Source organism: Terriglobales bacterium (genome assembly GCA_035567895.1).
Taxonomy (GTDB): Bacteria; Acidobacteriota; Terriglobia; order Terriglobales; family Acidobacteriaceae; genus Gp1-AA112.
This window is the reverse complement of the sequence record DATMPC010000042.1, coordinates 67,233-87,702: the sequence shown is the minus strand read 5'-3', so window position 1 is coordinate 87,702 and position 20,470 is coordinate 67,233. Positions and strand designations below refer to the sequence as shown.

Below are 20,470 nucleotides of genomic sequence, written 5' to 3'. Positions count from 1 at the left end.
TGGTTCGGACTCAATTCGGGACGACAACGAGTCTTCCCGGCCGTCGCCGACGACGAACGGCCGGGGGAACTTGTCTCTACGCTGCAGCTCGACCAGCGACCTGAAAGAAGGCGAGTAGGTCGGCATTGATTTGGTCTGCATTGGTTGTGGGCATTCCGTGTGGAAAGCCTGGATATACTTTCAGTTTGGCGTTCTTCACAATCTTAGCGGACATCAGAGCCGCCGCACCAATCGGCACGATCTGGTCATCGTCGCCGTGAAGGATGAGGGTGGGCACATCGAACTTCTTGAGGTCCTCAGTGAAGTCCGTTTCGGAGAAAGCTTTGATGCAGTCGTACCCCGCCTTCATTCCGCCCATCATTCCCTGGAGCCACCACTTCTCCCGGATGCCTTCCGATATCTTGGCGCCTGGCCGGTTGTAGCCGTAGAAGGGAAGGGTAATGTCCATGTAAAACTGGGGCCGATTTTTCAGATATTGAGCTCGCAGGTCATCGAATACTTCGATCGGAGCGCCCGCAGGATTTTTGTCGGTCTTCACCATAAGGGGCGGTACCGAGCTAATGAGCACAGCCATGGCGACTCGCTTTGTGCCATGCCGGCCGATGTAACGGGCGACTTCTCCACCGCCGGTCGAGTGGCCCACGTGGATAGCGTTCTTCAGGTTAAGTTTTTCAGTGAGGGTCGCAAGATCATCGGCATAGGTGTCCATCTCGTTGCCGTCCCACGTCTGGGTGGAACGGCCGTGACCGCGCCGGTCGTGTGCGATCACGCGATAGCCGCGCTCGCCAAAGAACATCATTTGCGCGTCCCAGTCATCCGCAGTGAGCGGCCAGCCATGACTGAAGACTATCGGTTGTCCGCTGCCCCAGTCCTTGTAGAAGATCTGTGTGCCGTCTCTCGTTGTAATAGTAGGCATATGCCAGCTCCTTGCTGATTTCTTGTTGTTACGGCAGGTGGTTTTATGACAAAGACGCGGCGGATGAAGCTGCGCGCGCCGTCCCGATTCGGAACCTTTTTACCGCGAGAGTAGTGAGCCAGACAAAGGCCAGCAACACGGCGAGCTGGACAACCAGGAACGGAGCCTCTGATTGAGTTGGCGCGAGCGCTTTGAGTGCCGGTACCTTCATAAACGACTGCACGACAAGTACAAAAACGTTGAAGTACAGCGCCAAGGACGATCCGATTACGTACACCGAACGCCAGGCGCCCTCCATGTGAAACACGTAACGCGCCGGAATCACCGCAGCCAGCACTACAAGGGAAATGATGGCGACTTTGTGTGATGGCAACAGATGATCAAAGGGGAAGCCGAACCCGCTTATGCTCGTCAATGCCGTAGTGATGAGAAAGACGGCAGTCCAACCATCCAGACGTTTTCCGGCAAAAAACCCATAGAGAACAACAAACCCTGAAGCGATTCCTGCGAGGCTAACTAAAACGTGGAGTAGGGTGAACGTCGCCGTGCTCATGCCGAGGATCATGATGGGCTCCTTTTGGATTGAAAAGATCCGACATCTTCGCAACGTCAGCTTTGTTTTGCCGAACGGCCTGTCGCATCACCTACGTAAATCGTGACCGCTGAAGTCTAGTTTTCATAGTCCGACGTAAAGTCGCCAGCCGCATCAGCAGATATGGGTGTATTTACCTACCTCCGAAGGGCAACGGCACGATAACCCGATTGTGGTATTTGCAACACGAACCGATCGAATCCACTGTCGATAGCTGGGCGCCCGCCAAGATACGAACGTGACCAGTCAAGAGAACATTTCACAAGAAGATGGCAAATTACCGGATTGTGATACTAGCGCCAAAATCTTCGCACAAAATTAATGCCTCACCGAAATCAGCATGTCCGGAACGCAACAATTGTATCTAAAACTACGGTGATTGTGTACCGCCCGGTAGCATATTGAATCCTCCTGGCTGCGCCCAGCATCTTTACCGGCTACAAGAGGTTAAGAGGATGATTCGATTGAAGACCCTTACCAGCATCTCTTTTATTGCTCTACTGGCAGTTGTGGTTCTCGCAAGTTCGGGATGCACCAAAACGGAAGCCAAGGCATCTGGCCCACAGGCTCTTCCGGTGAAAACGGAGACGGTCAATCTCGCTCCCGTACCACGCATCGATGAATATGTGGCGACCGTAAAGTCGCGCCGCTCAGCGAGCATTCAGCCTCAGGTTGACGGCACCCTGACGCGCATATTCGTAAAGTCTGGGGACCACGTGCGCGCTGGAGCGACGCTGATGACCATCGATCCTTTGAAGCAGCAGGCGACGGTCGATCAGCAGCGCAGTACCGAAGCGCAAAAGAAAGCAACTCTCGACTACACACAGAACGAAGTCGAGCGCCAGCGGAAGCTGTATGAGGGAGGCGTGAGCAGCAAGCGAGACTACGAACTCGCACTGCAGGCTTACCAGAACTCCAAGGCCGACTGGGAAGCTTCAACCGCCGCGCGCATCACTCAGCAACGCCAACTCGCGTACTACAACCTGGTTGCGCCATTCGCGGGCGTTGTGGGAGACATTCCTGTGCACATCGGCGATTACGTCTCTCCGCAGACATTACTCACTACCGTGGACGAGAACGCGGAGCTCGAGGCCTACATTTTCATTCCTACGGAACGTGCAGGCGACATTCGCATGGGATTGCCCGTGCAGATCGTGACCAGCAGCGGGGATCTAATCGAGAGCACGAAAGTAGATTTCATCTCACAGCAGGTTGACAACTCTCTGCAAGGAATCCTCGTAAAGGCCCCCATTCACGCGTCGTTTGACAAGTTTCGCACTGCACAATTAGTAAAAGCTCGAGTGGTGTGGAGCACCTCTCCAACCCCAACAGTTCCGGTCCTGGCCGTGACTCGCATTGGGGGACAGTCATTCGTTTACGTAGCGGCTCAGACAGACCAAGGCACCGTTGCGAAGCAGCGCGCGGTTACTCTGGGCGACACGGTAGGAAACGATTACGCCGTAACCAGCGGTCTGCAGCGCGGGGACAAAGTGATCGTCTCAGGTATCCAGCTCCTTATCGACGGAACGCCCGTTCAACCGATTAGCTAACCGTTCTGATTTGGGAACGCATTCCAGTCCAGAAGTGGGACAGTTAGGGAGGAAATAGCGGCTTGGTAGATTTCTTTATAAGACGGCCTATTTTCGCGACAGTATGCGCGCTGCTCATCATCCTTGCCGGCGCGGTTTGCATTCCCACTTTGCCGATCTCGCTCTATCCTGACCTCGCGCCTCCACAGGTCACGGTGACCAGCAACTACGTGGGCGCGAACGCTCAGGTTGTGGAATCTGCGGTAACCACGCCGCTTGAGCAACAAATCAACGGTGTCGAGGGCATGCATTACATCACCTCGACCAGTTCGAACGACGGCACCAGCAGCATCAACGTCACCTTCCGTACGGGATACGACCTGAACATCGCAGCGGTTGACGTGCAGAATCGTGTCGCGACGGCACAAGGAAGACTGCCGCAGGAAATCAAGAACACGGGCATAACCATCACGAAGGCAAATCCCAACTTTGTCTTTGCGGCGGGTTTCTTTTCTCCCGATGGCAGCCTCACGAACCAGTACATTTCCAATTATCTCGACGTATACGTGCGAGATGCGCTCAAGCGCATTCCCGGCGTGGGAGATGTGATCCTCTTCGGCGAGCGTAAGTATGCGATGCGCATTTGGCTCGATCCCACGAAATTGGCTGCGCGCGAACTGACTGCCGCCGATGTGGTAGCTGCGCTGCAAGAACAGAACGTCGAAATCCCTGCCGGCCAGTTGGGGCGTCCCCCCGCAGACCCGAAACAGAACTTCCAGGTAACGCTGCGCGTGGTAGGGCGACTATCCGATCCCAGGGAGTTCGAGAGCATCATTCTCAAGAACACGCGGAACGGAATCGTTCAACTAAAGGACGTAGGTCGAGCCGAGATCGGCGCCGAGAGCTACGACACTAATCTGCTCTACAGCGGCCATGATGCGATCGGCGTAGGCGTACAACAACTCTCAAACGCCAACGCTCTCGAAGTAGACAAGGCTGCCCGCGCTGTTCTGGCAGAATTGTCAAAGTCGTTCCCGCCGGGCATGAAGTATGTGATCGCCTTCGACACCACCACGGTGGTGGGCGATTCGGTCAAGGAAGTCATCACGACGCTGGAAGAAGCGATCGTCATCGTGATCATTGTGATCTTTTTCTTCCTGCTGGACTGGCGCGCCACGATTATTCCTGCGGTTACGATTCCAGTCTCCCTGATCGGTACCTTTGCCTTCATCAAGATTTTCGGATTTTCGATCAACTCGCTGACACTGTTCGGAATCACCCTGGCGACGGGCTTGGTTGTAGATGACGCCATCGTTGTCATCGAAAATGCTCAGCGCCATATCAATCAAGGCGGGAGTGACCCGCACACCGCAACGTCAGTTGCTATGGCTGAAGTTTCGAGCGCCGTGGTGGCCACCTCGCTTGTACTGATTTCAGTATTCGTGCCGGTGTCATTCTTTCCGGGCACTACAGGAATTCTTTACCGGCAATTCTCCCTGACGATTGCATTCTCTATTGCGATTTCTCTCTTCAACGCACTCACATTGTCACCCGCCTTGGCGGCGATTCTGTTGCGCAGTGAAGAGCAGAAATATTCGGTCTTCGACTGGACCGGGATCGGCTGGCTTTCGCGCGGATACGCAAGGTTCGCACACGCAGTTGACCGAGCGATTCACGGTCTGGGAGTCGCCTACGGAAGAGTGATTGCGAAGGTACTGAATTTCCGCTATGCGATGATCGTTCTCTTCTTCGCGGCGCTGGCGTTGACTGCGTACATGTATGTCCACGTTCCTACAGGATTCGTACCGCAGGAAGACCAGAATTACTTCATTGTTGTGGTTCAGACTCCGCAGGGAGCATCGCTCGGTTACACGACTGACATCGCCAAGCGAGCTGAGCAGATTCTGCGAGCCGATCCCGACATCTTCGGCACCTTCGCTGTTCCTGGATTCTCTCTGTCCGGCGGTAGTTCGTCCAACTACGGCCTTGTCTTTGCTCCGCTAAAGCCTATCGAAGAGCGTCGAGCGAAAGGCCATGCTGTGAGTGACATTGTTGCCCGCGTTTCGCCGAAGCTCTTCAGCATCCCTGGGGCGATCGTCGTCGCCTTTGAACCACCAGCTATCAACGGCATCGGGAGTTTTGGCGGATTTCAATTTGAATTACAGGATCTGGGCCGGAACACGTTGCAGGACATCGATAACGTAGCTCACCAGATAGTCGCCGGCAGCCGGCAGCGCCAGGATCTCACTGGACTGTTTACCAGCTTTACTGCGAACGATCCGCAAAAACTTGTGCAAATCGATCGTGCGAAGGCAAAAGCCATCGGAGTGCCGATCAGCCAGGTCACGCAGGCGCTCGGCGTGTACATGGGCTCGCAGTATGTCAATGACTTTGACTTCAACAACCGCTCCTATCGCGTCTACGTGCAGGCCGATCAGCCATTCCGCATGTCGGCGCGCGATTTGCGGCAATATTATGTGCGTTCCGAGACCAACGGTCTCGTTCCGCTCGGAAACATCGTCGACCTGAAGGAGACGGCGGGCCCACAGGTCATTAATCACTACAATCTGTTTCGCGCAGCCGAAATCGATGGCGCGGCGGCTCCAGGATTCAGTTCCAGCCAGGGACTGGAAGCAATGGAGGAACTGGCAAAGCAAAAGATGCTTCAGGGCATGACGTTCCAGTGGACCGGGTTGGCACTGGAGGAAGTAGAAGCGGGTGGCAAGGCGGTCCTGATCTTCGCACTCGGGATACTCGTTGTGTATCTCACTCTCTCAGCGCAATACGAGAGCTTCGCGTTGCCGTTCATCATCCTGCTCGCAGTTCCTACGGCGGTCCTGGGCGCCTTGCTGTTTGTCTCAATGCGTGGCCTGGTGAACGACGTCTATGTGCAAATCGGTCTGGTGATGCTCATCGGACTCTCGGCGAAGAACTCGATTCTCATTGTCGAGTTCGCTGAGCAACTGCTAGAGCAGGGACGCTCGATCATCGATGCCGCAATTGAAGCGGCTGAGTTGCGCCTTCGCCCGATTCTGATGACATCGTTTGCCTTCATCCTCGGAGTTCTACCGCTCTACTTCGCGACCGGCGCCGGCAGACTCGGGCGGCACTCGGTAGGGACCGCTATCGTTGGCGGAATGTTGTTCTCCACCGTCCTGAACTTATTCTTCATTCCGGTTCTTTATGTGATTGTCAAAACGTTGTTGACGTCGACTTCTTCAAAGAAGACTGATGAGTTGGAGAAGTTAATTACAGCTCCCCAAAACCAGTCGATCTGAGGACTCAGCAAGAGGTGCAAGCGAGCGGTGCGGGGCTGCTCGCTCTGAATTCAGCGCGGGACACCTTTCTTTAGCGCGTTCAGGACCTGGTCGGGCTCGCCGTCATTCACTATGTAATCCACTCCCCTTAGCGGGTATCCCTTCGCAGCCGACCCCCGGATCAGGAGCACAATGGAGATGTTGGGGGAAACCGCCTTCAACGACTCGGCCAGGGACCAGGTATCGGCGTCCGCGAGAAACTCTTCATCAATGAGTGCGGAGACTATTCGATTGTGCAGGCAAATGGCTACAGCATGGTCAGGAGTGCCTGGGGCAACAACGAGGTAACCCCTTCGCTGTAGAAGGTTTTCTAATTCTGTGTAACGTCCTCCTACCAACAGGAGGACGAGCTTACGGCGACTCTTGTCTGCTGTTTCCTTCGCTTCCACCTTGGTGCGCAACCCCGAAATTGGCATGACACAAGTAGGACATAGTCGAAGTGGGCAATGAATTATGACACACTCGTGGCATGGTCCGGCCCAGCGTTATCCACGAAGGCGCCGAGTCTCCCACAGCTTTGTCATGATCTGATCCAGCGTTTCCATGATCTGTCACAAAACCTGACAACGCAAACTGCTGGACTTGCATCTGAAGTGCGCATGTATGTGCAAGACAACATGCCGTGGGAGCAGTTTGAGCAGAAGTTCCGTGACGCGTTTGGCCGTGAAATGACTGCTGATGAGCACCGCTGGTTTCACGCCATTTGGACAATCGCAAATAGACGAAACGAACAAAAGAATAACGCTGCTGCTGCCTAACCAGTGACTTGTTGTTCTGGGTGCCTGCCCTCAGAAAAACAGTCGCCGGAGTCCGCCTTTTTGCATCCTAAAATCGCCTTCCCGGGAAACCGAGCGAACAAAGCCAATAGCGAGGCAAGAATCGGATTACTCTGGTCACCTTGTGCGATTGGCCGCAGGTAACCATTATTAGAAGTGCCAGGCAAGTTCGTCGGCTTAAATCAAAATGAGTTCAGCCCCCACTCCCGGACCCCGCTCCCGTGCCGTTCCCAAAGTAGCACTGGTGCGGCTGGATGCCCCAACGACTGACACCTTGACGAGAGCCTTCGCGCAGTGTGGGGTGCAGGCAATTCCCGTGGCCGAAGACTTCGCCAAGCGCCTCGGCGTGGAACAGTTTCAAGGCTGTGTCGTGTTGCTGGACGATCATGCTCCACCTGTCCTCGAAGCCGTTCGCTCTTCCCGCTCAAATCACAAGATGCTCCTCTATGGAATCTTGCCCCGCGACGTTGATGTGAGGCGCTTCTCCACGTTCGGCATCAATACGCTTATCGAGTTCCCAGTAGATCGTGGGAATGCTCTAAGTGTTGCGCGATCTACCTGTTCGTTGCTGCTGCACGAACTGCGTCGCTACGTGCGCATTCCGCTCGTGATTGAGGTCTCTATTGAAGGTCCTGCCGGATCTTTCTCGGGTTCCAGTCGCGAGATCAGTGGCGGAGGTATGTCCGTCCAATTGACGCGACTCGCATCTCTCTCAGACAGGCTGCGCCTCTCATTCTCTCTGCCTGGAAGGTCTGCCGTCACCATTGAAGGAGCAGTATGTTGGCAGAAGAGTCCGTTGGTGGGATTTCAATTTCTGGACTCCGATCCCGCCCGACAGGTGGTGAGGAGCTGGATTAATTCGTTCCTCGGTCTTGATTAACCTTCGGTTGCCGCTCCCTTTTCCTCAACTTGAGTCGTGCTGACAGTCTCCGTGACTCTCTGTTGTTCTGGCCAGATAGCGGCTATCGCCAGCGCTACCACGATCCCGAGAGAGACTTCGACGAAACGATGAGCCGCGGTTGTCCAAGCTCCCAGAGCGCGCGGGATCATCATGATTATGGCGAGCGTGACGCTCGCATAACGATATGCAGTTCGCTCAATGTGCAGGGCAGCGCATAGGAGTCCGATGAGGAAGACAAGGACACCGTAGACAATGACATTGCGTTGAAAGTAAGTTGCCGCCATGGCTCCCAGCACCGCACCGACGGCTGTCCCTACGAAGCGTTGCGCGGAGACAGAAAGCGCTGCTCCGAATGTTGATTGCATAACTATGAGCGGTGATCGAAGCCCAGTATGCTTCCGGCAGACGCAGCAAACGTGCCGCTAACAGCGAAACCACGGCTGCTAACGCTGTGCGCGCGGAGTGCACTATGGATGAGGGATTCTCTCTGGCGACGATCAGCGTGACAATGTTTTTGGTCTTCATGGGAAGGAACAGCTTACAGCGACCCCGTGAAAGGGGGCGGCCAATCACTCTTCGAGGATGCCGAAGATCGCAGGAATGAATAAAGATAGCGATGGCGACTACTCGGCGGCGGCCTGGACTTTTTGCAAACATCGACCCATTCGGGATTATTGTCGGACCGCACTTGGCGGAAAGCCAGTCATCCGGCGGAAATGTCTGGCAAGATGGCTTTGATCAGAGAATCCCAGTGACAAAGCGATTTCTGAGAGAGGAACCTTCGTGGTGCGAAGCATCTGCTGTGCCTGTTCGATACGGCGTTGCAGAATGTAGGAATGCGGGGGCATGCCAACAGTTTGCTTAAATGCCCGAGCGAAGTGGTGCACCGACAACCCGGCCATTTCGGCCAGCTCTTCAATGCTTATGTTCCGATCGAGATTAGAACTTACGTATTCGTGAATGCGGTGGGTACGCGCTGGCGAGAGACCACCGTGTTGTTCAGGCGCAGATTTCGGCAGAGCTAGATCATGAAGCATGCTAATCCTCGGCCGTGAATGAACTGCGAGATCAGCCCGAGCGTTCCAACCTCGTACGCCGCGCATTGGAGGAGTAATCAACGCATGCCACTCCTGACCGGTACAAATGAAACGTGCCGGGATATTCTGTTCTTGATTGCGGCGGAATGCAGACCGATCATGTTCGAAGATCGCTCCCAGACCCGTGTGGCCGGTTAGGAGCTCATCATTCAGAGCGAAAACGAGGCGGGCGACTCGGTCAGCGCCGACAACTCGCATGTCACTGTCAACCGCGAGGAGCACAGCTGGACAACTGTCGTCGGATGGTACAGCCGCGATGATCCACACATGCCCGAAACAGTGGCGAAACAATCGCTCTTCCACGTCGCGTGCCGCAACCTTTGTCGCTGCAAGCACCAGCGAATGGGCTTGACCTGACGTCACGCAGGAGCAATCCAGCACCAGAGCTAGCCTGCCGCTAGGGTCAAAGATTGGAGCGCCGGCACAACTGAGCCCAATATGACGCGTCCGAAAGTGCTGGTCAGCGTGGACTTCAATCGGCCGCTGCTCAACAATGCATGTGCCAATTCCATTCGTACCTTCGATCCCTTCCGACCACACTCCGCCGAGCCAGATTCCCCATCTCTTGAACTCCTCTGCGAGTGCTTCATCGCCGCGGTGGTGAATCACTACTCCATCGGTGTTGCATAGCAAAACAACATACCCCGCTTGGCGAACGATGGCATATAAACGATCGATTTCTTCCTGGATACAAAAGATCCCCTGGGTAAGCGATTCTCGCAAGACCCTGAGTTCCTTCTCGGTTACGATGTGGGGAGCCGACCGGCTTTCGGGATCAATAAGAAGTTCGGCAGTACATCTTCGCCAGGAAGCGGAGACATCTTCAATCATATCCTTGCTCGGAACCTCGCCCCGGGCAACGGAACCTATTTGATCCAGGTGACGCGATTCTGCGTTTTGAGGGACTACCCAGATTTTGGATGCAGTAGCCATACACGTCCCCGACGGTACTGCTGGAAGGAAATAGAACCTTACGACACTTTGGCCTGTGCATCAAAAGACCAGCGACGCAGAATCCCCGCAAAACCAAGGCATTATAGCTTGCGCCATCGCGGCGAAGTGTCGAATATCTGTTGCCATTCCTATCAATCAGATAGAAACATATGAGGAGTCATCTCATCCCAGTACGGCGAGTTGAAGCCCTCATGTTTGAGCAAGAAATGCCTGGCTGCGGGCTGGGATAGGGGAACTGCTTGAGGACAGCGAAGGTGCGCGGCATGATGTCCGCTTCGTCGAAGCTGGGAAACCGGAGGCTGAGGTAAAGGCAAACTGCCATTTTGCAGTTTATCTTATGCCGATGCCCTCGCAGATGCGGCGAAGCCGAGGGCACTGAACATAGCGCCGGACGGGCAACGGCCACAAACAGCGAGTAATGCGATCTGGAGGTGCCGCGAATCTCAAGCTGATCGTAGGCGGTCGACTTCCGACAGCTTCCTTTCTCAGCGTCCCCGCAACGCAGACTTCGGCCGCTCAATGTCCCCACCTCACGCAACTTGGTCGAGCCTCTTGAAGTTAGCGCTCCGCCCACAACAGCTGCGACACGACCTACCCATAATGGGTCTTTCGTTACGATCTTCTCGAACGAGAATGTCTTGTATCCATGAATTCGGCCCAATGGCCAATTGCGTGTCGGCCAAAGTTCCCTCATGAAGCAATGCTGCCTGCTGCGAGATCGAATGATAAAGAGCGAAGATCGACGTCCGGGCTCAGGCGCTCTGTTTCCGGATCAACGATTGTTCGTGGACGGATACGGCTGACCAGCGCGGATACGATTTTCTCAGAGAGTTTGAAAAGCCCATGTGGATCTGCTTCCGTTTCGAACCGTTCTGACCATATCTGAAATCCGTCGGCATTGATGATTCTGGACATGACACGCAGCTGATTTTGGTTTTGGCGTACCGTCCCGTCAAACACGATCTGGACGTCGAGTTTTCGAGCTATTGCAGGAATGTCACGAGGTTGCGCAGCCACTGAACTTGCTGCGGTCACACGGAGCCCGTCCGTGCGCACCAATTCGTGAATCAATTCATCCGTGATGATTTGAGCGCAGGCACTAGACAAGTTGCCGCGCGACGCATCCACAAAAGGCAAAACCGCGACACGGATCCTCCGTCCTTCAACGAAGAGCTCACCCGGAGCGGTAACTTTCACGAGATCGTTCCCATTCTGGGTGTGTCGGAGTCGAAAGACAGGTACATAGCTGCCAGGCCGATAATAGATAACGACTGGGTCGCCCTTGCCAACGGATTCGTAGTATTCCTTTAATTTATTTCGGAGTCTGTGAGCCTCAGTGCGAACAATCGAATCTTCACTGGGATGAAAGGAAGGCTTGCGCTCATATACCTCAGTGCCAATTAGGTATTCCTTCAGCATCTCCTCCTCGCCCGCTAGCGTCGTTTCGACCGTGAAACGAAGAAATCCGCTAAGTCGGCGCGACTGAGCAAATATCGAACTCTCCAGAATTCGAGACAGCGCATCACGAATCGCTCCCTCGGAAATCTCGCCTTTATTTTTTTGTACACCGACTCCATTCACCACGTCGTTTCGGACTGCGGTGCGTCCTGGTAGAACTGTAAATGCCGTCCTCAGCCCTCCTGGGTCCGAATTACGGCCTAACACTTCACTCGTATCAAGCATCAATATCGTCCCTTCCTCTTATTCGTTACTCCGCCGCATTCGTGTCCGCATCCTTTCGTGACCCATTCACGGATATAGGTCAGACAGTTTCTGAGTTCGGCTCCGTTCGATTCGTGGAATGCCAGGAGTTTTACGGCCTCACGGTGCGTGATCGCATGGCCAGGTCTCCTGAGTACCCGCCTACATGTTGCACAAGATCGCATCCACCATGGTTACCTCCTACATCCCTTCGTGAGCCTGCATCACCGTCATAATGTCCCGCCTACTCTCGCAGATCGCTCTAGGCGTCACATCACCAGATGCAGGGTTTTTCTGCTACCCCGCGTGGCTACTGAGGCGATACCACGTTCGGGTTAGTTGGCAAACTAATTCGCGGAACCACCTGCCGTAGCGGGTGGTGCTTTGGCAGTTGGGGTTGCATTTGGTCTGAGCGGCCACAGGAGTGACAGAGAGAGCACAGCCCCCCGCGACGTTGCATCCAGAACTGTCTGCAAGATTCCGGAGGAATTCCGAAAGAACAGCGACAATTCGGATCGCGATCATTGCCTCGATGCCGCTTATGTCCGGAAGCCTGACATTCATGAGAATGACGTCAGCCTTGTGCTTACGACGGTATTCAATCGCCTGCCGTCCGCTGGAAGCTTCTCCACCAACTGCATGTCGGGTAGAGCGACAAGTCTTGTGCCTAATAACCGTTATCTAACCCTTGCGAACGTTTTAAAGTTCTTGGAACCCTGCGAACATCGGCATGGAACTGGTTGTACTCCGACATCTGGGAGGTCATGCCGCAAGTGTGCAGTATGCAAGGGCTCTAAAGCTGAAGTCCGGCGGAAGAATTTAGTCCAGCGGGAGACATCGCAAACGACTGTCGTACGGTAAGCGCCACATTCATTCCGGCTACATGTGATGTCGAAACTCGCGAACTTGCATTCGATTGTTCTCGGAAGAATCCTGCTGATTACCATACAAGCCGCGAGCTTCTCCGTCGCGCAGACTGCGCCCGTGTCTCCCGATTATCCCTGGCATGCGGCGGCGGAACTGCAAATCCAGGCAGACACAAAGCAGCTTTCTGACAAGAGGTTCAATCTGGACCAGGGGAAAAGTTACTCACTGACGGATTTAATCGATTTGGCAGAGACGCACAATCCCGACACCCGTGTCGCGTGGGAGCTCGCACGCGGGCAGGCAGCGGCGTTGGGAATTGCGCGCAGCGAATTGTATCCAACACTGGCAGCGGTAGCGCTGTCTCAGGTGAGCCGTTCAGAGGCTTACTTGGCGACCCGTTTCTCTCGTCAAACGATTGCAGATTTTGGCACTGCACTCGAGCTTAATTACCTGATCTTTGATTTTGGTGGACGTTCCGGGCGAATCGATGCCGCGAAAGCAAGGACTCTCGCGAGCAATTTCGGGTTTAACGACACGCACCGGAAGGTCATCTATGACGTTCAGCGAGCCTACTATCAGCTCTTAACTGCTACAGGGCAGGAGGAAGCTGCACGCGCAAGCCTGTCGAACGCGCAGACCGTGCAGCAAGCTGCCGAAGAACGTTTGAAGAATGGACTGGCGACTCTGCCGGACGTACTCGAAGCCAGAAGCGCCACCGCCCAGGCGGACTATGAGTTGCAAGCGGTTCTGGGGCAAGAAGAGATTGCCCGAGGAAACTTGGCAACTGCTCTTGGAGCATCGCCAACAACTTCGATTCGCATACAGCCTCTTACAGAGTTGACAATTCCTGAGTCGATCGCCGATACCGTCGAACAGGCGATCGATCGCGCTCTTGCGAGTCGGCCCGATCTCCTCGATCAAGTAGCGCTGGTTCGCGCTGGTAGAGCAGTAGTCAAACAGGCACGCGCCGAGTTCTATCCGTCGCTCACTTTCAGCGGTGGTCCAATCGCCCAATCCCTGTACGGATCACAGCAGACGTCCCCGTGGGGACACACGGCTGGCTTGAACGGTAGCTTGACGATCAATCTGAATTGGACAGTGTTCGATGGCGGTGCGCGAAAAAACAGGCTGGCTGAGGCTAAAGCAGATCTTCACGCGACAGAGGCACAAGTGCATGTCTTGCGGGATCAAGTCGCCGATCAGGTGTGGACAGCTTACTCGAACCTAAGTACTGCATTCCGTCAGCGGCAAGCGGCGATTGCGCTGCTCGAAGCGACAAGCCAGTCTTACGCCGCCGCCCTTGAGGCGTACAAGTATGGAGTCCGCAACCTGTTGGATGTAACCGCTGCGCGGCGGACACTCGCTCAGGCTCGTTCAACTGATGTAACGGCGCGCACGCAAGTACTAGCATCGTTAGCTGATCTGGCGTTCCGAACGGCCGATTCAATTCAGCCCAGCGTGAGGAAGAGTACGCCGTGATCCGCCGCCTTTTCGCGTTCCTGAGCTACGGGTTGTTACTGGCCCCTCTATTTCTCACTGGCTGTGCGCCTTCCTTTGACATATTGGGTTCTTTTTTCCCCGCCTGGCTTATCTGTTTCGTTGCAGCCATCTTGTTAACCGCCATTTCGCGAGCGCTGTTGAGCCGTTACGTTGAAATAGCCTGGCCGGTTCTGGTGTATCCCAGCTGCACGGCTGTCTTTTCCTTCGCTTTATGGCTTCTTCTATTCCGTTGAATCGGGAGTACTGACTATGGATCTGGTTGGAAATGCGGAACGGCGCAAGCTTCTCGGTCGCTCGATTAGTGCCGCGATTGTGGCGACAGCTGTCCTGCTCGGACTCATAGTGCTTTATCACGCAAACGAGTACCCACGGACCGAAGATGCGGAAGTATCTGCGAATTTTATCGGAATAGCACCGCAGGTCGATGGTCCTCTCGTGCGGCTCAATGTGAAGGACAATCAGTTCGCGAAAAAGGGAGAACTGCTGTACGAAATAGACGAACGTCCGTTTCAATATGCTCTCGAAAATGCCCTTTCGGAGCAGGCCGCTCTGGAAGGGCAAATCGCGGACGAGCAACGAAAAATAGCCGCACTGGTGAGCGCTGTCTCTGTCGCGGGGGAGAACATTCACAGTGCCGAGGCAGACGTGACCGACGCGGAGCGAGGTGTAAGCCGGGCGCGCGCCGAATGGAGTTATGCGAACAACAACTTGCATCGAATTCAGCCGCTGCTGGCGAAGCAGTTTGTCACCGTAGACCAGGTGGACAAGGCCAGAACCTCGGAAACTGCAATGGCAGAAGCTGTGAGGCAGGCCGAATCACAACTGGCGCTGTCGCAGGCAAGGCTGAAATCCGCTTCGGCGCAACATGAACAGGCCAGGCATGCGGTTACAACTCTTGAGCCACTGATCAATCAGCGCGGAGCAAAAGCAGCGGCGGTAAAGAACGCGCAGTACAACCTGAACAACTGCCGCGTCTACGCTCCCTTCGACGCCATCGTCACTAATCTCACGATTTCAGAAGGCGCTTATGCTCACGTGGGAGAGCAGATGTTCACGTTGATTGACGCGCGCACCTGGTGGGCAGTCGGCAATTTCCGCGAAGGCCTGCTCAAAGGCATCGCGCCGGGTATGAAGGCTGATGTCTACGTCATGTCAAAGCCGAACGTGCGCTTCTCGGGAGTCGTCGATAGCGTCGGGTTCGGCGTCACTCCCGACCCCGACAGGATCGGCCATTTAGGCCCCGGCCTTCCCGATGTGCAGCGAACTCTAAATTGGGTGCATTTGGCATCGCGGTATCCAGTGCGGGTGCGCGTAGAGAACCCTACGGGTGATCTGTTTCGCGTGGGTGAAACGGCAGTGGTCACCATTCGCGGGCGTTGATCATGGCAACTGCCGCACTCCCCCTCTCCCGCTGGAACAGTTCGCTGGCCTGGCTGCGAGACTTTCTGCGGGAGGAGCTGTCACCGTATCCGGGCAGAGGCGCTCTCGTCGCGCGCATGGTAATCGCCGCCACCCTGATCACCATCGTCGGCATGACATTTCGCATTCCCTTCTTCTTTCAAGGCGCCATTTATGCGCTCATGATCTCTCGTGAGAGCCCTCAAGCCACGCTAAAATCCGCGGGAACAATATTCCTCCTCACGGGTGTCGGCGCAGCCTATCTTCTGATCTCCTTATCGTTCGTGATTGGTTCACCCCTTCTTCATTTTCTCTGGGTGGTTGGCTCTCTGTTCCTGGGGTTTTATGCGATTAGCGCGTTGACCAACTACACCGCAGCAGTTGTCTTTGCCGTCATGCTGGCGCTTGGAATCCCTTTATGGGACCGCTATGTGCCAGCCGAAAGAAGTGTGGAAGATACGCTTTGGCTGTGCTTGGCTGCCGTAATAGGAGTCGTGATTACCGCGGCGGTAGAGCTGGTGTTTGCGCGTCGGCGGCGGGGAGAAGACATTGTGTTACCGGTTTGCGAGCGTTTATCTGCCATAGAAAGGCTGCTGGTCTGTTATGCCGACGGCCGCCAAGTCGAGGCCGCGACCAAAGAGCAAATCATCCAGCTAGCCATGCGTGGAACCTCAATGTTGCGCCGCATCTTGCGGCGCTCGAACTATTCACCGCCGTATTTTGTCGAGATGGCTGGCGTTGTCGGCTTGGTTGGGAGGCTCGTTGATCTTGCGGCCGCACTGACGCAACTAAACTTTGAGCCAGGCGCGAATGACCGGAAGCGGTTCAGGAATTTGACCTCAGCTCTCGCGAGTATTCGCCAGGATTTGGTGAATCGGAGGATTCCAGGCCCGCTCGATCTCAAGACAGATGCAGAGCCTTCGGGTGTGCCACTGCTGCCAGAGATCGAGCATACCGTTAATCTCATTCCTCAGGCGTTTGCCGCTTCCCAATCCAGTCAGGAACATCTTGCTGCGCCAGACGATATATCTTCCCCGTCGCTTCTCGCTGCAGACGCGTTCGTTAACCCTGAGCACCTTCGCTTCGCGCTGAAAGGCTGCTTAGCCGCGAGCATTTGCTACGTGATCTATAACGCCCTCGCATGGCCTGGGATTAGCACGGCGGTTACCACATGTTTGCTGACCGCACTCTCCACCATAGGTTCATCTCGCCAAAAGCAGATCCTTCGGATTACAGGCGCCATAGTGGGTGGATTTGTTCTTGGAATGGGCTCGCAGATCTTCGTTTTACCGCACCTCGATTCCATCGCCGGCTTTGTGATTCTGTTCATTGGCGTCACCGCCCTGGCGTCCTGGTTCATGACATCGAGTCCGCGGCTGTCGTACTTCGGGATTCAGATCGCCGTGGCTTTCTACCTCATCAACTTAAGCGAATTCAAAATAGAGACTTCGCTCGAAGCAGCGCGAGATCGCGTCGTCGGCATCTTGTTAGGACTTTTCATGATGTGGTTAGTGTTCGACCATTTGTGGGGCGTGCCCACCGTTCGTGAGATGAAAAGGACTTTCATCTCCAATCTTCGGCTGCTAGCACAGTTTGCCAGAGAACCGGTCTCGAAGAACCTGAAAGCTGCAACCGCACGAAGGCTTGCTCTCGGCGAGACCATCAATTCCAACCTCGATAAGGTGAGGGCCCTCGCAGACGGTGTTCTCCTTGAGTTCGGGCCTTCCCGCGAGCAGGACATCGCATTGCGTGATCGCATCCGGCAATGGCAGCCGCAGCTACGAATGTTATTCATCACGTCCATTGTCATATGGAAATACCGTGCTCAGCTCCCTGGCTTTGAGTTACCTGAATGGATGAAGCCGGCACAAGAGGAATTCGACAATTCTGTGGCGACGGTGCTGGACGGAATCGCCGATCGCCTGGAAGGTCACGACTCGTCGCAAAAGGAGGATTTAACTGCTTCTTATACTCGCCTGCAAAAGGCGGTCTTACTATCCTCATCATCAAAAGAACAAACCCAGATCACACCACAAGTACAGAGTTTTCTTCTTGTGTCGCGCCAAGTCGCAAGCCTCGCAGCATCGCTGGACAGGTAGATCTGAATGGTCGACGAATTTTCCTTTAGTCCGCGAAGCTCCATTTTGGATTAATTGTTTTCGCTGCTTTGCGATTTGACTCACCTTTCTCCTCTTTGTCTGCTCATAGAAGCCGACGACCGGCCCTGTGCCTAATAACCGTTATCTAACCCTTGCGAACGTTTTCAAGTTCTCGGAACCCTGCGAACATCGGGATTGCGACTAGCACGAAAGAAGGAGAAATGAATGAGTTACTCGTCAAACGGAAATCGTCCCAAGCTTAGCGAGAAGGGACTTCTTACGCCTGATAACTGTGTTGTGGCATTGATTGACCATCAGCCACAGATGCTTTTCGGGGTCTCGAATTTCGACCGCGGGACCATCATTAACAACACTGTCGCTCTGGGAAAAGCTTGCCGCGTCTTTGATGTGCCTGTGGTGCTCACCACGGTCGAAACGAAATCCTTCAGCGGCAACATGTGGCCTCAACTGCGAGCAATATTCCCCGGCCAGGAGCCGATCGAGCGTTCTTCGATGAACTCCTGGGACGACAAGAACTTCGTAGCAGCCATTGAAAAGACAGGACGCAAGAAGATCGTGCTTGCTGGACTGTGGACGGAAGTCTGCGTGGCATTTCCCAGCGTGCAGGCGATCCATGACGGTTACGAAATTTATGTGGTTGAAGATTGCTGCGGCGACTTGAGCCAGCTTGCTCACGAAAACGCGATGAAGCGGGTGATCCAGGCGGGCGCGAAACCCGTAACGTCAGTTTCAACCATGCTGGAGTGGCAGCGCGACTGGGCCCGCAGGGAGACTTACGACGCCGTGATGGACATCGTGAAGACCCACTACGGCGCGTATGGGATCGGAGTCGAGTACGCGTACACGATGGTGCACGGCGCTCCAGCCACGAAGTTCCCTGAGTATCAAGTTCCCGAAGCTGCCTTAGCTCACAAATAACGAAGCGGGCGGAAGCTGGCTTCCGCCCTTCTCAAAATCGTTGGAAAACGAAGAAGGAGATTCGTGTGTCTGTCGAAATCATCTTGCACAATGCCAAGATCGCCACGAATGGAGTGCCCTCGTTTGTTGAGGCAATCGCTATTTCTGATGGGAAGGTGACCGCCAGCGGTAGAAATGAAGAGGTTCTGCGTCTACAAGGCCCGGCGACCCGCGTCATCGACGGAGGACGCCGCACTGTCATTCCCGGATTGAACGATTCGCACATGCATCCCATACGCGGCGGACTGAACTACAACATGGAGTTGCGCTGGGATGGCGTACCTTCGCTCTCCGACGCTCTGCGCATGCTGAAAGATCAAGCGGAGCGGACGCCCGCTCCGCAGTGGGTCCGAGTTATCGGCGGGTGGACGGAGTTTCAATTCGCTGAATGCCGCATGCCAACGCTGGATGAGATCAACGCAGTTGCACCGGACACGCCAGTATTCGTGATGCATTTGTACGACCGGGCATTGTTGAACGGAGCGGCGCTACGCGCCGTGGGCTATGACAAGAATGCGCCGGATTTTCCCGCCGGTGAAGTTCAACGCGACCGTCACGGAAATCCCACGGGTCTTCTTATCGCGAAACCGAATGCAAATATTCTCTACTCCACCCTCGCAAAGGGTCCGAAACTGTCGCGCGCGGATCAGCTCAATTCTTCAAGGCTCTTTTTTCGTGAGCTAAACCGCTTTGGAATCACGAGTGTGATCGATGCGGGCGGCGGCTTTCAGAACTATCCCGACGACTACGGCGTTGTCAACGAACTGCACCGAAATGGAGAACTGTCCCTCCGGCTTGCTTACAACCTCTTTACCCAGAAACCGAAACAGGAACTGGGCGACTTCCAGAGCTGGACCAAAATGACAAAGCCCGGGGAGGGCGATGATTTCTATCGCGTCAACGGCGCAGGGGAAATGCTGGTTTTTACCGCTGCGGACTTCGAAGACTTTCTTGTACCAAGGCCGGACATGCTTCCCGTTATGGAAAGCGAGCTGAAAGCCGTAATTCGACATCTCGTCGAGAATCGCTGGCCATTTCGCTTGCATGCAACATACAACGAGACGATCGAGCGAGCGCTGAACGTTTATGAAGAGGTGAATCGAGAAGTTCCGTTTGACGGCCTGCACTGGTTCTTCGATCACTGCGAAACCATCACCGATCGCAATATCGAACGTGTGAAGGCTCTGGGAGGCGGAATCGCAGTCCAGAACCGCATGGCCTTCCAAGGTGAGTATTTTGTCGATCGATATGGCTCGCAGCAAGCCAAACGCACACCGCCAATTCGGAGAATGCTGGAGATCGGTGTTCCGGTTGGGGCCGGCACGGACGCAACGCGGGTCTCGAGCTACAACCCTTACCTTTCCCTCTATTGGCTTGTCACTGGCAAGACCATAGGCGGTCTTGGTCTGTATCCGAAAGAGAATCGACTCGATCGAGAGGAAGCACTCAAGCTTTACACGGTCGGCAGCAGTTGGTTTTCAACCGAGGACGGAAAGAAGGGAGCGCTTGCTCCTGGGCAGCTAGCGGACTTGGCCGTTCTGTCTGCCGATTATTTTTCCATTCCGCAGGAGGAGATCAAGCAACTCGAATCGGTGCTCACAATCGTCGGAGGAAAGATCGTCTACGCCACCGAAGAATTCTCAAAGCTCGCGCCGCCAGAATTACACGTGAGTCCAGGCTGGTCACCTGTCAAAGAATACGGTGGCTATGCAAAGCAGCCGGAAGTTGTTGGCGTCTCGCACCGCACTTCCTGTTCCCATACTGGCCGGGCGAAATCGCACGTCCAAGTGCTGGGAGACCTCGGCCTTTGGGGATTGGGTTGCGACTGCTTTGCATTCTGATTCA

At 54.9% G+C, this 20,470-nt stretch carries 15 protein-coding genes; 9 read left to right on the top strand and 6 right to left on the bottom strand.

The features are described from left to right. Positions 1 to 76 precede the first annotated feature (76 nt). Both VNX88_09285 and VNX88_09280 read right to left on the bottom strand, forming a co-directional pair. Complete coding sequence (locus tag VNX88_09285) at positions 77 to 916, bottom strand: alpha/beta hydrolase (protein ID HWY68845.1); 840 nt, start codon at positions 914 to 916, stop codon at positions 77 to 79. A 43-nt stretch (positions 917 to 959) separates the two neighbouring features. After that, positions 960 to 1,481 (bottom strand): hypothetical protein, encoded by a 522-nt coding sequence (locus VNX88_09280; GenBank protein ID HWY68844.1) that lies wholly within the window; start codon positions 1,479 to 1,481, stop codon positions 960 to 962. Between the two features lie 491 nt (positions 1,482 to 1,972). Between VNX88_09280 and VNX88_09275 the strand changes: the two genes are divergently transcribed. Beyond that, positions 1,973 to 3,058, top strand: a complete 1,086-nt coding sequence (locus VNX88_09275) for an efflux RND transporter periplasmic adaptor subunit (protein ID HWY68843.1) — start codon at positions 1,973 to 1,975, stop codon at positions 3,056 to 3,058. A gap of 62 nt (positions 3,059 to 3,120) precedes the next feature. Further along, entirely contained in the window at positions 3,121 to 6,315 is a 3,195-nt protein-coding gene (locus VNX88_09270) for a multidrug efflux RND transporter permease subunit (protein HWY68842.1), read from the top strand. 50 nt (positions 6,316 to 6,365) lie between these two features. Here VNX88_09270 and VNX88_09265 read toward each other — a convergent pair whose 3' ends face one another. Continuing rightward, positions 6,366 to 6,770 (bottom strand): hypothetical protein, encoded by a 405-nt coding sequence (locus tag VNX88_09265; GenBank protein HWY68841.1) that lies wholly within the window; start codon positions 6,768 to 6,770, stop codon positions 6,366 to 6,368. Between the two features lie 30 nt (positions 6,771 to 6,800). Between VNX88_09265 and VNX88_09260 the strand changes: the two genes are divergently transcribed. Both VNX88_09260 and VNX88_09255 read left to right on the top strand, forming a co-directional pair. Then, a complete protein-coding gene (locus tag VNX88_09260) occupies positions 6,801 to 7,112 on the top strand; it encodes a hypothetical protein (protein ID HWY68840.1) in 312 nt (103 codons plus the stop codon). A 205-nt stretch (positions 7,113 to 7,317) separates the two neighbouring features. Continuing rightward, on the top strand, positions 7,318 to 8,010 hold the full coding sequence (locus VNX88_09255; GenBank protein ID HWY68839.1) for a PilZ domain-containing protein: 693 nt from the start codon (positions 7,318 to 7,320) through the stop codon (positions 8,008 to 8,010). On the opposite strand, the gene VNX88_09250 is transcribed toward VNX88_09255, so the two are convergent. The 3 genes from VNX88_09250 to VNX88_09240 form a co-directional block, all read right to left on the bottom strand. Next, positions 8,007 to 8,396 carry an FUSC family protein gene (locus VNX88_09250; GenBank protein HWY68838.1) on the bottom strand — a complete coding sequence of 130 codons (390 nt, stop codon included), beginning with the start codon at positions 8,394 to 8,396 and terminating at the stop codon, positions 8,007 to 8,009. The two genes, VNX88_09255 and VNX88_09250, sit on opposite strands and share 4 nt — an antisense overlap. Positions 8,397 to 8,702: 306 nt before the next feature. Next, positions 8,703 to 9,959 (bottom strand): helix-turn-helix domain-containing protein, encoded by a 1,257-nt coding sequence (locus tag VNX88_09245; GenBank protein HWY68837.1) that lies wholly within the window; start codon positions 9,957 to 9,959, stop codon positions 8,703 to 8,705. An 813-nt stretch (positions 9,960 to 10,772) separates the two neighbouring features. Then, a complete protein-coding gene (locus VNX88_09240; GenBank protein ID HWY68836.1) occupies positions 10,773 to 11,765 on the bottom strand; it encodes a FlgO family outer membrane protein in 993 nt (330 codons plus the stop codon). A gap of 906 nt (positions 11,766 to 12,671) precedes the next feature. On the opposite strand from VNX88_09240, the gene VNX88_09235 reads away from it, so the two are divergent. From VNX88_09235 to VNX88_09215, 5 genes are all read left to right on the top strand, one after another. Continuing rightward, a complete protein-coding gene (locus tag VNX88_09235) occupies positions 12,672 to 14,129 on the top strand; it encodes a TolC family protein (GenBank protein HWY68835.1) in 1,458 nt (485 codons plus the stop codon). 270 nt (positions 14,130 to 14,399) lie between these two features. Next, positions 14,400 to 15,530: a biotin/lipoyl-binding protein gene (locus VNX88_09230; protein HWY68834.1), complete on the top strand. Its 1,131-nt coding sequence runs from the start codon at positions 14,400 to 14,402 to the stop codon at positions 15,528 to 15,530. Positions 15,531 to 15,532: 2 nt separating this feature from the next. Next, positions 15,533 to 17,647 carry an FUSC family protein gene (locus tag VNX88_09225; protein ID HWY68833.1) on the top strand — a complete coding sequence of 705 codons (2,115 nt, stop codon included), beginning with the start codon at positions 15,533 to 15,535 and terminating at the stop codon, positions 17,645 to 17,647. Positions 17,648 to 17,872: 225 nt separating this feature from the next. Then, positions 17,873 to 18,586 (top strand): hydrolase, encoded by a 714-nt coding sequence (locus tag VNX88_09220; GenBank protein HWY68832.1) that lies wholly within the window; start codon positions 17,873 to 17,875, stop codon positions 18,584 to 18,586. A gap of 65 nt (positions 18,587 to 18,651) precedes the next feature. Then, positions 18,652 to 20,466 carry an amidohydrolase gene (locus VNX88_09215; protein ID HWY68831.1) on the top strand — a complete coding sequence of 605 codons (1,815 nt, stop codon included), beginning with the start codon at positions 18,652 to 18,654 and terminating at the stop codon, positions 20,464 to 20,466. Positions 20,467 to 20,470: the final 4 nt, after the last annotated feature.

Excerpts from the sequence above, each read along its gene's own strand:
- VNX88_09235 (HWY68835.1), top strand. The coding sequence starts at position 12,672 with ATGTCGAAACTCGCGAACTTGCATTCGATTGTTCTCGGAAGAATCCTG.
- VNX88_09240 (HWY68836.1), bottom strand. The coding sequence starts at position 11,765 with ATGCTTGATACGAGTGAAGTGTTAGGCCGTAATTCGGACCCAGGAGGG.
- VNX88_09280 (HWY68844.1), bottom strand. The coding sequence starts at position 1,481 with ATGATCCTCGGCATGAGCACGGCGACGTTCACCCTACTCCACGTTTTA.
- VNX88_09285 (HWY68845.1), bottom strand. The coding sequence starts at position 916 with ATGCCTACTATTACAACGAGAGACGGCACACAGATCTTCTACAAGGAC.
- VNX88_09225 (HWY68833.1), top strand. The coding sequence starts at position 15,533 with ATGGCAACTGCCGCACTCCCCCTCTCCCGCTGGAACAGTTCGCTGGCC.
- VNX88_09250 (HWY68838.1), bottom strand. The coding sequence starts at position 8,396 with ATGCAATCAACATTCGGAGCAGCGCTTTCTGTCTCCGCGCAACGCTTC.
- VNX88_09255 (HWY68839.1), top strand. The coding sequence starts at position 7,318 with ATGAGTTCAGCCCCCACTCCCGGACCCCGCTCCCGTGCCGTTCCCAAA.
- VNX88_09265 (HWY68841.1), bottom strand. The coding sequence starts at position 6,770 with ATGCCAATTTCGGGGTTGCGCACCAAGGTGGAAGCGAAGGAAACAGCA.
- VNX88_09230 (HWY68834.1), top strand. The coding sequence starts at position 14,400 with ATGGATCTGGTTGGAAATGCGGAACGGCGCAAGCTTCTCGGTCGCTCG.
- VNX88_09245 (HWY68837.1), bottom strand. The coding sequence starts at position 9,959 with ATGATTGAAGATGTCTCCGCTTCCTGGCGAAGATGTACTGCCGAACTT.
- VNX88_09220 (HWY68832.1), top strand. The coding sequence starts at position 17,873 with ATGAGTTACTCGTCAAACGGAAATCGTCCCAAGCTTAGCGAGAAGGGA.
- VNX88_09260 (HWY68840.1), top strand. The coding sequence starts at position 6,801 with ATGAATTATGACACACTCGTGGCATGGTCCGGCCCAGCGTTATCCACG.